Origin of the sequence: Salinimicrobium tongyeongense, from assembly GCF_026109735.1 — a bacterium.
Taxonomy (GTDB): Bacteria; Bacteroidota; Bacteroidia; order Flavobacteriales; family Flavobacteriaceae; genus Salinimicrobium; species Salinimicrobium tongyeongense.
This window is the reverse complement of record NZ_CP069620.1, coordinates 3,232,978-3,245,360: the sequence shown is the minus strand read 5'-3', so window position 1 is coordinate 3,245,360 and position 12,383 is coordinate 3,232,978. Positions and strand designations below refer to the sequence as shown.

The 12,383-nt window shown below is 45.2% G+C and carries 11 protein-coding genes; 2 read left to right on the top strand and 9 right to left on the bottom strand.

The features are described 5' to 3' along the window. Positions 1-29: 29 nt before the first annotated feature. Genes JRG66_RS14410 through JRG66_RS14375 form a run of 8 tightly spaced genes read right to left on the bottom strand, consistent with a single transcriptional unit; the run spans position 30 to position 8,269 of the window. Positions 30-1,202: a lactonase family protein gene (locus JRG66_RS14410; protein WP_265163459.1), complete on the bottom strand. Its 1,173-nt coding sequence runs from the start codon at positions 1,200-1,202 to the stop codon at positions 30-32. Positions 1,203-1,252: 50 nt separating this feature from the next. After that, positions 1,253-2,119: an EamA family transporter gene (locus JRG66_RS14405; RefSeq protein ID WP_265163458.1), complete on the bottom strand. Its 867-nt coding sequence runs from the start codon at positions 2,117-2,119 to the stop codon at positions 1,253-1,255. An 11-nt stretch (positions 2,120-2,130) separates the two neighbouring features. Then, positions 2,131-2,505, bottom strand: coding sequence for a sensory rhodopsin transducer (locus tag JRG66_RS14400; RefSeq protein WP_265163457.1), 375 nt, complete (start codon positions 2,503-2,505; stop codon positions 2,131-2,133). Continuing rightward, the gene (locus JRG66_RS14395) at positions 2,502-3,689 is read right to left on the bottom strand and encodes a D-arabinono-1,4-lactone oxidase (protein WP_265163456.1); all 1,188 of its coding nucleotides are present in this window, start codon (positions 3,687-3,689) and stop codon (positions 2,502-2,504) included. Before JRG66_RS14395 ends, JRG66_RS14400 begins: the two co-directional genes overlap by 4 nt. Then, positions 3,690-4,061 (bottom strand): sensory rhodopsin transducer, encoded by a 372-nt coding sequence (locus JRG66_RS14390; RefSeq protein ID WP_265163455.1) that lies wholly within the window; start codon positions 4,059-4,061, stop codon positions 3,690-3,692. Between the two features lies 1 nt (position 4,062). Beyond that, positions 4,063-5,658 (bottom strand): alpha-amylase family glycosyl hydrolase, encoded by a 1,596-nt coding sequence (locus JRG66_RS14385; RefSeq protein ID WP_265163454.1) that lies wholly within the window; start codon positions 5,656-5,658, stop codon positions 4,063-4,065. Further along, on the bottom strand, positions 5,655-7,295 hold the full coding sequence (locus tag JRG66_RS14380; protein ID WP_265163453.1) for an alpha-amylase family protein: 1,641 nt from the start codon (positions 7,293-7,295) through the stop codon (positions 5,655-5,657). Before JRG66_RS14380 ends, JRG66_RS14385 begins: the two co-directional genes overlap by 4 nt. Before the next feature lie 8 nt (positions 7,296-7,303). Then, a complete protein-coding gene (locus JRG66_RS14375; RefSeq protein ID WP_265163452.1) occupies positions 7,304-8,269 on the bottom strand; it encodes a TIGR03885 family FMN-dependent LLM class oxidoreductase in 966 nt (321 codons plus the stop codon). Between the two features lie 192 nt (positions 8,270-8,461). Here JRG66_RS14375 and JRG66_RS14370 point away from each other — a divergent pair, with 192 nt between their 5' ends. Beyond that, positions 8,462-8,944 (top strand): hemerythrin domain-containing protein, encoded by a 483-nt coding sequence (locus JRG66_RS14370; protein WP_265163451.1) that lies wholly within the window; start codon positions 8,462-8,464, stop codon positions 8,942-8,944. Here the strand turns inward: JRG66_RS14370 and corA are convergent. Beyond that, positions 8,941-10,023, bottom strand: coding sequence for a magnesium/cobalt transporter CorA (corA, locus tag JRG66_RS14365; protein WP_265163450.1), 1,083 nt, complete (start codon positions 10,021-10,023; stop codon positions 8,941-8,943). The genes JRG66_RS14370 and corA overlap by 4 nt on opposite strands. A gap of 117 nt (positions 10,024-10,140) precedes the next feature. Between corA and recQ the strand changes: the two genes are divergently transcribed. Continuing rightward, positions 10,141-12,243 carry a DNA helicase RecQ gene (gene recQ / locus JRG66_RS14360; protein WP_265163449.1) on the top strand — a complete coding sequence of 701 codons (2,103 nt, stop codon included), beginning with the start codon at positions 10,141-10,143 and terminating at the stop codon, positions 12,241-12,243. The last annotated feature ends 140 nt before the right edge of the window (positions 12,244-12,383 follow it).

Genomic DNA, 12,383 nt, shown 5'->3' with positions numbered 1-12,383 from the left:
AAATAATTTATTTCAGAAGAGAGAGCCTGTTAGCGGTTCGAAAATTCCAGAGAAACCGGGGTTTTTGCAGCTACAGGCTCTCCTTTTTGTTCCAAAGTTCCATCCTCCCCAATTTTATATACTGAAATATTCCCCGAATCCTGGTTAGCTGCATACAAAAAGGCTCCATCAGGGGAAATGGCAAAATTTCGGGGGGTTTTTCCAAGGGTAGAAGTGAAATTTGGATTGCCAAGTTCTCCTGAAGCAGTATCTACTTCATAAGAAACAATACTATTATGGCCGCGGTTAGATGCGTAGAGGAATTTTCCTGAAGGATGCAAATGTATATCGGCACCCGAATTATTTTCTGAAAAACCTTCGGGAAGGGAAGAAATATTCTGGATGAGCTCCAGTCCCCCGTTTTCAAGCACCTTAAAAGCGCTTACACTGCTGTTAAGTTCATTAATTGAATAGGCAAAACGGCCTTTTTTGGAAAGTGTGAAATGCCTGGGGCCGGCGCCATTTTCCAGGTCCACAAAAGCCTGCTCTCCAGGAGTTAATTTTCCTTCGCTTTCATTGAAATCATAGATCCAGATCTTATCATTGCCAAGATCGGCAATGTAGGCGTGCTCATTATCGGCTGAAACTGTAATTGAATGTGCATGAGATCCTTCCGGATTTTCGAGATCTATTCGCTGCTGCTTTTTCAGAATACCGTTTTCAGCAAGCTTATAAAGCATCACCACCCCGCCTGAATAATTTGCGACCAACACATACTTACCCGATTCGTCTATAGTTACGTGGGCCGGTGCAAAACCTTCCGTAGAGATTCTGGAAAGCTCTTCTAACGAGTCATTTTCAGTGATCTTATAGGAATAAACAAAACCAGATTCGGCATCGCCCCCGGGGCCCAATTCACTCACGGCAAAAAGATATTTGCCGTCTTTGGATGTTTTCACAAACGAAGGGTTGGTAAGCTTTGCTACTGTTTTGCCATTTTTGAGCTCCCCGGTTTCCTGGTTCTGGTAGAGCGTGTAAATGCCTTCAGCCTTTCCGTCTACATGACCTTCTTTCCGGGTGTAGGAGCCTACAAAAATGACGTTCATGTTTTTGGTTTCAGGATCTTTGGGAGCAATATTCTCCGCCTGCTTTTTCCCCTCTTTACAAGAGGCAAAAGCAGCAAGCAGCCCCACAGCAAATAATCTGGTAATAGAAATTCTCATAATTAGGTTTGTTTAAAAATAAAACTTTTTGTGAGAACCCCAGCTTTTATTTAGGAAATGGCAATAATGAAAAGGCCGGTAAGGATGATGCTAATACCTATGATCCTGTTCCTGAAGTTCTTCTTTTCATTCAGAAAGAAAAAGGCATAGAGAATAATAAAAACCGCGCTCGACCTTTTAATAGTGACCACGTAAGGCACCAGGATAAGCTGAATTGCAAACATGTGGGCCAGCACACTGGTGGTCCTAAAAAAACCTACCATGAACAGCGGACCTTTGCGGTTCCTGATTTGTAGCCAGGGTTTCTTTGATTTCCAGAGCAAAATGGGCAGCAGGTAAAGCAGGATCGTAAAATCTTTAGTGAAGGCCCAGAAAACCGGTGAGGTCTCCTCCACTCCTATCTTATCGAGGTTTGCCGTGATACTCCAGATAAACGCCACCCCCAGCATGTATCTCGCACCCTGGTTCTTTAGCAGGGAAACGAAGGGCGCAAATACCTTTTTTGGGTCTTCGCTTAAATTTGAGATGTAAGTTCCCAGCACAATTAGCACAATCCCTATTAAGCCCAGGGTATTGGGGAATTCTCCCAGCATAATAGGGGAAGTAATGAGCATAAAAAGCGGGGTTAAAGTAATAAGCGGAAGCGTTACCGAAATTTCTGATCTCTTAATGGCTTTAAAATAGAGCAGGATCACCATTAACTGAAGCAAGGAACAACTCAGTAATGCCCACAAATAGCGTGTTGATACAGATTCAAATCCGAAGAAATAAACCACCGGGATCAAAAGAAGGCTTTGTACCAGGTGCATCGAAAAAGCCGCCGTGTATTCATCTATGTGATGAAGGTTGTGCTTACTGGTAATATCTTTTAAAGCTTCAGAAATAGCGGTTCCAAAAGCCAGTAAAAATCCTAGCATGCTGTCATTTTTTAATCGGCCGGGAAAGCCATGCTTCCCATGATGCCATTCGCTTGTTGACCGGTGGCCATTCTGCTGAATTGTACCACCACAGGGATGTTCGAACGAATATAGCAGCCATAATTCCTCTCCAGCGCCACTGCTTCGGGGTCTATAAGGTCGTTAATCCTGATCTTGCGGAGTCGTTTTGGCTCAACTTCAACTTCATAATTGCCCACCGGTGCCTGATCTTCATAAAATATAAAGATCCCGATCTTTGCTGCTTCTTCGGAAGTATTGAGCACCGAAATCTTATCGTGGCTGTTGAACTCAGGTTCCTCCCCTGTTGATTCAAACGGAATCCTTCCGCCGGAAAAAGCCCAGTCAAGTTTCCCTATTTTCCTCATTTCTCAAAGTTAAAGAGTTCATTCATATAAGGTGTCAAAAAGGTGCTTTCAGGATCAAATTTTTTCCTGATTTTTTGAAAGCGATCCCAGTGCGGGTAAAGCTCCTTAAGCGTACCGGCTTTTAGAGTGTGCTTTTTTCCCCAGTGGGGTCGGCCGCCGTACTTCAGAAAAAGGGGCTCTATGGCCTTAAAATAATCCCAGAACCTGAGGCCCGCGTTGTGATGAAGCGAAATAGTGACAGATTCCCTCCCACTCATTGGGCTTATAAGTGCGTCATCCTTTTTTATGGTGCGAATTAAGAGCCGCCAGGCTACAGTACGCCTCCATTTTTCCTTTACCTGTTTCCGCACTTCGTAAAAACATTCCATGGCTTTTTCCTGCGGAAGCACATACTCCATTTCATCAAATTTAAGGTCGCGGGAACGCGGCAGGATCTCGTGGCTTGGCCCTTCCCTTTCCAGTTCAGGGCTTCCATAAGAAATATGGGGCATCTTTTCTTTATCGGTATTCATGATCCTTATCTTGCAGAGATCTGTGCGCGGGTACCAGTAAAAATCAAAATTCCGGTTCTTTTTGAGCTCCTCAAAATTTTGCATGCAATCTTTAAATGAAACACAATATTCTTTCCTGTAGAGCTGGTAAGCGGGCTCGAGCTGAAGCCGCATTTTTAGGAAAATTCCGCAGGAACCCATAGAAACCTGCAGGGCCTGCATAGTTTCAGGATCATTTTCGCGGTTTATTTCCACAATTTCCCCTTTCCCGTTAATCATTCTCAGCCCATAAAGCATGGCCGAAAGGTTTGGCAGTTCCTTTCCCGTACCGTGCGTGCCGGTGCCTATGGCCCCGGCCAGGGTTTGAACATCTACATCCCCGGTGTTGTGCATGGCCAGCCCGTATCGATAAAGGTCTTTTCCGGCCTCTTTTACCGTCATGCCGGCGGGCACCGTGGCGCGCTTTGTTTTGAGATCGGGATCTTCTACGCCTCTAAAATGCTTCAGGGAAAGCAGGTAATCTTTTGTGTGCACCAATGGCGACGAGGAATGCCCGGCACCTGCAACCCGTACTTTTTTTCCTTCAGAAGTGGCTTTTTTGACCAGCTCGCAAAGCTGTTCTTCACTCTCGAGAGCAATAATTTGTCCCGGCTTAAAGCTCATACTGCCACTCCAATTCTTAAAGACCTCCATTTATTCTGAATAGGCTATAGTGGTCAAAAGTGCATTTTCTGCCTGCCTGGAATCAAGCCGGGTGTGCTGTACCACCACGGGAACCGAAGATTCGATCACACAGGCATAATCTGTCCCCAAAGGAACAGGCTCGGGATCTTTGAGGTCGTTGAAGCGTAAATGCTTTGTACGCTGCGCCTCAACGCTTACTCTGTATGGCCCCACAGGATCTTTATCTGCAAAGAAAATGGTGAGCTCAACTTCTGCATTTTCATTTGAAGTGTTTAAGATACAGGCCGTTTCATGGCTGGTGAATTCGGGTTCTTTCCCCGTGCCGTATTTGGGGATGTAGCCTTCGGCAATTACCCATGTCTTTTTTCCCAGTGTTCTCATCTCAGTCTATTTTAATTATAAGCCCCTGGTTGGCGGCTATATTCGTGCTTTGTTCAAGATGCACTCCCTCAAGTTCATTATGAGTGGCAATTTTTACTGTCCCTCTCCACTGAAGTTTGGGTGCAAAGGTTTCTTCGGAAGCGCCTAAATTCAGGATCATTAGAAATTTATCAGCATCAAACTCCCGCAGGTATGCCAGGATATTTCCGGTAGAAGGCACCGGAGTGTATTTTCCTATATACAGGGCGGGTTCTTTAGCCCGTAATTCCAGAAGCCTCTTGTGAAACTCGAGCATAGAACCTTTTGTGCCTCTCTGATTTTTCACGTTGATTTCGCGGTAGTTTTCCATAAGCGGCAGCCAGGGATCTCCTGTTGTAAACCCTCCATTTAAAGCGTCATTCCACTGCATGGGTGTGCGCTCGGGATCACGGCTGCGACCCACTCCGGGTTCGTTAAGCGCCTGCGGATCCTGAATTTTTTCCTCCGGAATATTGACGTCTTCCATTCCCAATTCGTCTCCGTAGTAAATAGTGGGTGTTCCGCGAAGGCTCAGCAAAAGCATGGCCGCAATTTTAGCCTGCTCCTTTCCTACCCGGCTGGCAATTCTTGAATTGTCGTGATTTCCCAGCACCCAATTGGGCCAACCATGTTCGGGCAGTGCTCCTTCATATTCGCTTATTGCAGCTTTAATTTTTGCGGCTTCCCAGGGCAACTGCAAAAGCTGAAAATTGAAAGGCAAATGCGCCCCGCGGTTATCTTCACCGTAATAGCGCACGAGCTTGCTAATGGGCAGGTATATTTCACCAATAAGCAGTCTCTCATCATAATCATCTATTACCCGGCGCATCTTATGTACAATCTCGTGCACCTCGTCCTGGTCTGTAGAATAAGCAGGGATTTGCCTGCTATAGGAATTCATGTTCTCATGATAATTGGGGTTGGGCGGGTCATCCCTAAACTGGTCATCTTTGATCATGTGCCACATCACATCTACCCTAAAACCATCTACCCCTTTCTCGAGCCAGAACCTCATCACATCGAGCATGGCTTTTTGTACCTCAAGATTGCGCCAGTTAAGATCGGGCTGTTCCTTCAAAAAAGAATGATAATAGTATTGTCCGGTAGTTTCATCATATTCCCAGCCCGGGCCGCCAAAAACACTCAGCCAGTTATTGGGAGGGCCACCGTCGGCAGCGGGATCTCTCCAGATATACCAGTCGCGCTTTGGGTTATCTTTTGAACTTCTGGATTCCCTGAACCATTGGTGTTCATTAGAGGAATGGTTGGGTACCAGGTCCAATATCAGCTTCATTTCCCGTTTATGGACCGCCTTTAAGAGGTCATCAAAGTCTTCCATATCCCCAAAGAGAGGGTGAATTCCGGTATAATTGCTCACATCATACCCAAAATCGGCCATGGGAGATGGATAGATTGGAGAGATCCATAACGCATCAACCCCTAGGTATTTTAGGTAATCTAGTTTCTCTGTAATTCCGCGCAGGTCTCCTACCCCATCGCCGTCACTATCTTTATAGGAACGCGGATAGATTTGATAAATCACTCCTTTATGCCACCACAAATAATCGCCGTATTTCATAAAAAGTTGTGTTTTTTATGCATCCACCTGTACCCGTATGGCGTTAATTTCACCTTTGGGTTCTTAGGATCAAATTGTTCATATCTTATATTTCCGAAGACATCAACTACATCTTTGAATTCATCCTCGTCTATCTCCAGTTTTACGGTTATTTCTTTTCCTGAAAAATTGTGGAAAGCTATCCCCATCCCTTTTTCCGATTTTGAAAAATGCCCCAGCACGTGAGGGCTCCCGGTATCTATAATTCGATTGCGGCCCCAGCCAAATTCGGGAAATTCTTTGCGGTAGTCTATAGCCTTAGAGATCCAGGTGAGAAAAGAGTCGGGATCGCGCAGCTGGTCACTCACGTTTATTTTCTCATAGCCGTATTCCCCTTCAGAAATGACATTTCTGATGAGGTTTTCAGTAGCCGCAGTAGAGAATCCACCGTTTTTTTCATTAGCCCACTGCATAACGGTACGAACGCTGGAGCGGCCTTCCATAGAAAGGTCCTCTCCCATTCCTATCTCTTCGCCATAGCGCAATACCGGAGTGCCGGGCAGGGTGAACAAGAGGCTGTGCGCCAGCTCCATTTTCTTCCGGTCATTACCCAAGATAGAAGCTAACCTTCGCCTTATACCGCGGCCAAAGATCTGCATGTTCTCCTGTGGTGCAAAGGCCTTAAACACTTCCTCTCTTTCGTTTCGGCTAAGCTTGTCGAGGTTGAGTTCATCATGATTCCGAAGAAAAGTGGCCAGCTGCTCTTTTTCAGTAATTTCTTCGGGCATTCGTTGTAAGGCCCGGGCAAGCGGTGTTGCTTCTTCCCGTGCAAAAGCCAGGAAAGTGAAGTTATTAACATAAAAATTGAAGAGCATGTGCATCTGGTCTTCATTTCCCAGGTATTTATTGTACTGGTTGGGATCAAGGTCAACTTCGGCCAGTAAAATGGCATCGGGTTTTTGAGTTTCAACAAATTCCCTGAAGTTGCGGAAGATCTGGTGCGGGTCACCTTCAAAATCCATCCTGCCTTTTTCCTTGAACATGTGGGGCGCAGCATCAATTCTGAAACCCGAAACCCCCATTTTTAACCAGAAATGCATGATCCTGAAGATCTCTTTTTGCACCTGCGGGTTGGCGATATTAAGGTCTGGCTGATGCGGATAGAAGGAGTGGAAATAATATGCCTTTGCAGTGCGATCGTACTTCCAGCTCGTGCTTTTTTCACCTTCTTCGGCCATCATATTTGGCGCAGGATCTTCGGGTTTTTCATCTACCCAAATATAATAGTCCCTGTATTTTGAGTTCCTGTTCTTTCGCGATTCCTGGAACCAGAAATGTTCAGAAGAAGTATGGTTTACCGCCAGATCTATCAACACCCGTATTCCCACTTCTTCGGCCGCGTCTATTAATTGGGCAAAATGGCCCAGATCTCCCAGGCGCGGGTCTATCTTGTAGTAATCTTTTACATCATAGCCGTTGTCGCGATTTGGAGTGTCAAAAATTGGCAGAAGCCAGATACAGGTTACCCCCAGGCTTGACAGGTAAGGAAGGGCATTCTTTAAGCCTTCAAAATCGCCGGTGCCATCTCCGTTAGCATCTTTAAAAGTTTCAACGTCCAGCGAATAGATCACCGCATTTTTATACCAGAATTTGTTCATCTTTTATACTAATTCTGGTTAAAATTGGGCAATACTTCTTTTTTAAAGAAGTCTATATAATCTTCCTGCTGTTTATTTACATTGTGGATCACAATTTTTTCGAATCCCAGGCTTTCATATTCTTTGATCTTTTCGATAAAAGTATCTGCATCACTCCCTACGATCACATGTTTCTCCACATCTTCTTTCCTGGTATTCTGCCCCATGGCATCAAATTTTTCGGGGCTGTCTATATCGGCAATCACCTTGCTTGGATAGATGTTGTTCTTCCATTGCTCCCATGCCCCATCAAGTGCTTTGTCCCTGTTTCTTGCATATGAGATCTGTACTTTTAACGCCATGGGTTTCTTTTTTCCTCCGCCATTCCTAAAGGCTTTAACCATTTTTTCAAGTTCCTCTTTAGGCTTGGAAATGGTAATCATGGCATCGGCCCATGTAGATAACCAGGCTGCAGTTTTTTCGGTAATGGCTGCGCCAAATACCGTTGGGATTTTAGCAGGTTTGGTGAAAAGTTTTGCACGTTCAACAGTGAACATTCCCTTGTGATTAAGATAATCGTCTTCCCGCCACAGGCGTTGCATCACCTCGACCGACTCTTGGAGCCTTTTATTCCTGTCTCTTTTTGCAGGCCATTTTTCACCTGTAATATTCTCATTGAGCAGCTGGCCGCTCCCCGAACACAAGAAAAACCTTCCCGGAAACATTTGATCTAGCGTAGCTACAGCCTGGGCAATAATCGCGGGATGATATCTCTGGCCCGGCGCATTAACAATTCCAAATTCAAGGTTGGTAGCCTGCATGGCTGCTCCAAGCCAGCTCCAGGCAAACCCGCTTTCCCCCTGGGTGTCACTCCACGGGTGAAAATGATCTGAAGACAACACGGCTTTAAAGCCAGCATCTTCGGCTTGTTGAACCAGTTTGAGCAAATGGCGGGGCGTAAATTGTTCATGGGAAGCGTGATATCCTATTTTCATGACATACGGGTTTGATTTAAGGAGAATTACTGCTTCCTCCTAAATTATAAAGCTTTACACGATATACAGGATTTTTGTTATTAAAAAAAAGATAAAATGTCAGTTAACCTTAACATCATCTAAAGAACATGACCTGCATCATAGCCTTCCGAAGATCATAGGCTTAGCTTTGTATCCTAATTTCAAGAAGCTATGGAAAAACCTACACCTATAAAAAGGCACGAAGCATTGAAGCCGTTAAGCCGCGACCACCACCACGGGTTGCTCTTGTGCTGGAAAATTAGAGAAGGATTAAAAAGAGGTGTTTCCCTGGAGCGCATTAAAAAATACACCGATTTTTTCTTTACTTCTCAACTAAGGCCCCACTTCAGGTTTGAAGAGGCAGAAATATTTCCCCTTTTAGGAGAAGATCACCCCATGGCGCAAAGGGCAATCAATGAACACTCCCGGCTTGAGTCTTTGTTCAAAGAAGAAGCTGGTGAAGCAGGCTTTCATTCCATAGAAAAGGAATTGAACCGGCACATAAGGTTTGAAGAGCGGGAGCTGTTCAGGGAGCTGCAGGAAACTGTTTCCGAAGAAAAGCTGCAGAACATCACCAATAAAGAGGAAGAGATTATCACCCCAGATCCAGACGATTGGGATGATAAATTCTGGCAGGAAACGTCAAAAGCTTAAAGCCACCGCTTTCGCCTAAAATACACCAGCATCGCAAGGATAAGAAACAACATGGCGATCAATAATACCGGGTAGCTGTATTTGTATTCCAGCTCGGGCATGTATTCAAAATTCATCCCGTAGATACCCGCAAGAAATGTAAGCGGAATGAATATGGAAGCCATTATGGTGAGCACCTTCATGACTTCGTTCATCTTATTGCTTATTGTGGTCATGTACATATCCATAAGGCCCCAGGTCATTTCCCTGTAGATCTCAATATTTTCCGAAACCTGCAGCATGTGGTCGTAAAGGTCTCTAATATAATTGAGGGTTTGCTCCTGCACCAGGTCGTGATCTAGTTTTTCAAGACGGCTCACCACTTCGCGCAGCGGGTTTACAGCCCGCCTTATTCTCAACATGGTGCGCTTTAATTCCTGGATCTCAAGTATGGTATCATCTTTTGGCTGCGCGTCAAAAAGCCGTTCTTCCATGGCTTCTATTTTATCGCTCATATCGTCTACCACCAAAAAATAGTGATCTACAATAGCATCTAAAAGTGCAAAAACCAGATAATCTGCCCCCCTGCTCCTTATACGGCCTTTTGCTTTGGAAAGCCTTTCGCGCACGCCGTCAAAGACATCCCCTCCGGCTTCCTGGAAGGTGAGCACATAATTTTTTCCCAGCACCATGCTGATGTGCTCATTTTCCAGCCGCCCATCCTCCCTAAAGTATAGCATTTTTGCCACTATAAAGAAGTAATCTTTGTATTCATCAATTTTTGGCCGCTGGTTGGTGTTTACAATATCTTCAATAATTAGGGGGTGCAGGTCGTAATACTTCCCAATCTTCTCAATTTCAGCCGTATTGCTTAATCCGTCAATATTGATCCAGGTGGTGCGGTCTTCTTCTTCAAACTGAAAAGCATCTCCGGGGTTCTTTGAAGTGATCCTTTCATAATTACCTGCATTATAATCTATTACTTCCAGCAGCGTTTCAACCTGCTCCTTTCGCCCCACGTAAGTGACGGTTCCAGGAGCCTGGTGCAAAGCTTTATTCGATTTTGGCCTTTTGGAGAGGTAGCGGGTTCTTTTAACCATAGAAGTATAATTTCTTTAAAAGTAAGAATTTATGCGTAGCTGGGGCTACTGGTAAAAATCTTGTATTTAACAAACTTCGGCCATTGAGCATTGGCCTGCTTTCATTTTATTTGTAGCATGGTTGAAGAGGCAAAATTACTAGGCACATTAAAGGAATATTTTGGTTATGACAGCTTCAGGCCGCTGCAAAAGCAAATTATAGAAGCTGTTTTTGAAGGTCGTGACAACCTTGTGATCATGCCCACAGGCGGCGGAAAATCAATTTGTTTCCAGCTACCGGCAATCCTGCTTCCGGGTATTACCATTGTGATTTCTCCGCTCATCGCCCTTATGAAAGATCAGGTAGACGGGCTTAGTGCTAACGGAATTTCGGCAGCATTCCTTAACAGCAGTCAGAAAGAAGAAGAGCAGCAGGAAATCTTCCGGAAGATCGGGAAAAATGAGATCAAGCTGCTTTACGTGGCGCCCGAGAGCCTTCAGTACATAGATGCGGTCTTTTCCGCAGGCAATATCAGCCTCATTGCCATAGATGAAGCGCATTGTATCTCAAGTTGGGGGCACGATTTCAGGCCGGCCTATACGCAGCTGGGGTATCTTAAGAACCGCCATCCCGAAACGCCCATCATCGCCCTCACCGCTACAGCCGATAAAGCCACGCGCCAGGATATTTGCGAACAGCTCAATATCCCCAATGCCATGCAGCACCTCTCTTCTTTTGACAGGAAGAACCTGAGCCTGGAAGTACGGCCCGGCACCAAAAAATTTGAACAGATTCTGGCATTTTTGAAAGGCAGGAAGTCTGAAAGCGGCATCATCTACTGTTTAAGCCGAAAGAATACCGAAGAACTGGCCGTAAAACTTCAGGCTAAGGGCTATAAGGCCGAAGCTTATCACGCCGGCCTGTCCCATGAGGAAAGGATCCAGATCCAGGAAGATTTCATCAATGACACCAAAGAGATCATCTGCGCTACGATTGCCTTTGGCATGGGCATAGACAAGTCGAATGTGCGCTGGGTGATTCATTACAACATGCCCAAGAACCTTGAAGGTTACTACCAGGAAATTGGCCGCGCCGGGCGTGACGGCCTGCCTTCCTCTACGCTCCTCTTTCACAGTTATGCCGATGTGGTGCAGCTGCAGAAGTTTGCTGAAGGCTCGGGAAACGCCGAAATTCAGCTGGCAAAACTCGACCGCATGAAGCAATATTCTGAAGCTTTGAGCTGCCGCCGAAAGATCCTGCTGAGTTACTTTGGAGAACTGATTTCTGAAGATTGCGGCAACTGCGATGTATGTAAGAATCCGCCTGAATTTTTTGACGGCACTATTTTAGCTCAAAAAGCCCTCTCTACGGTTTTCCGGCTCAGGGAACAGGAACCCATCTCTACGGTTATAGACGTGCTGCGGGGAGCCCAAAATGCGCAGGTGCTTGAAAAAGGCTACCAAAAGCTCTCTACCTATGGCATTGCCGGCGATGTGGCATGGCGGGACTGGCAGCAGTACATGATCCAGCTGATCAACCAGGGCTACCTTGAGATTGCCTTTCACGATCAAAACAAGATCAGGCTCACAAGCCTTGCCAAAAATGTGCTTTTTGAGCAGGAAAAAGTTTCCCTGGCCGATGTCGCACAGGCCGAATTAAAGAAACAACCCGCGCTTGCCGAAAAAACTTCGGAAAACAGCCTTTTTGAGAGGTTGAGAAAACTGAGACTTGAAATTTCGAGGGAAGAAGACATCCCGGCTTACCTGATCTTTAACGATGTCACCCTCAAAGAAATGGAAAAAGAGCGCCCCATGACCGATGAGGATTTTATGCAAATAAGTGGAGTTGGACGCCAAAAAATGCAGAATTACGGGTACAGGTTCATCAAGGAGATCATCGCTCACAGCAAGGAGAAACGGGAGAAGAAAACCCGAAAAAAAGGGAATACTTATAAGGAAACCCTGAAGTTGTACCGCGAGGGAATGAGTATAGAAGAAATGGCACAGGCCCGAAACCTGGCTGCAACCACTATTTTTTCACACCTCTCTAAACTTTACGAAACCGGCGAAGAGGTAGATCTCAAAAAATATATTTCAGAAGCAGATCTTGAATCGGTGCGCAAAGCAAGGAAAGAACTCGCCAAGCCCGATGCGTTAAAACCCTACTTCGAACATTTTAAAGAAGAAATGGATTATGGTACCATTCGCGTAGCATTGACGATACTGAATAAGGAAAGTTGAAGCACAAAACGAAATACGAGGTACGAGTTACGAAGTTAGAACTTGAAACTCTATACTTTACACTTTAAATCTTAAACAATGAATTTTGAACTTCGTACCTTGAATCTTGAATCTTGAATCTTGAATCTTGAATCTTGAAT

Bases quoted from the DNA above. Each gene is read 5' to 3' on its own strand.
- JRG66_RS14375 (WP_265163452.1), bottom strand. From the start codon at position 8,269: ATGAAAATAGGATATCACGCTTCCCATGAACAATTTACGCCCCGCCAT.
- corA (WP_265163450.1), bottom strand. From the start codon at position 10,023: ATGGTTAAAAGAACCCGCTACCTCTCCAAAAGGCCAAAATCGAATAAA.
- JRG66_RS14410 (WP_265163459.1), bottom strand. From the start codon at position 1,202: ATGAGAATTTCTATTACCAGATTATTTGCTGTGGGGCTGCTTGCTGCT.
- JRG66_RS14395 (WP_265163456.1), bottom strand. From the start codon at position 3,689: ATGGAGGTCTTTAAGAATTGGAGTGGCAGTATGAGCTTTAAGCCGGGA.
- JRG66_RS14380 (WP_265163453.1), bottom strand. From the start codon at position 7,295: ATGAACAAATTCTGGTATAAAAATGCGGTGATCTATTCGCTGGACGTT.
- JRG66_RS14405 (WP_265163458.1), bottom strand. From the start codon at position 2,119: ATGCTAGGATTTTTACTGGCTTTTGGAACCGCTATTTCTGAAGCTTTA.
- JRG66_RS14400 (WP_265163457.1), bottom strand. From the start codon at position 2,505: ATGAGGAAAATAGGGAAACTTGACTGGGCTTTTTCCGGCGGAAGGATT.
- JRG66_RS14385 (WP_265163454.1), bottom strand. From the start codon at position 5,658: ATGAAATACGGCGATTATTTGTGGTGGCATAAAGGAGTGATTTATCAA.
- JRG66_RS14370 (WP_265163451.1), top strand. From the start codon at position 8,462: ATGGAAAAACCTACACCTATAAAAAGGCACGAAGCATTGAAGCCGTTA.
- JRG66_RS14390 (WP_265163455.1), bottom strand. From the start codon at position 4,061: ATGAGAACACTGGGAAAAAAGACATGGGTAATTGCCGAAGGCTACATC.
- recQ (WP_265163449.1), top strand. From the start codon at position 10,141: ATGGTTGAAGAGGCAAAATTACTAGGCACATTAAAGGAATATTTTGGT.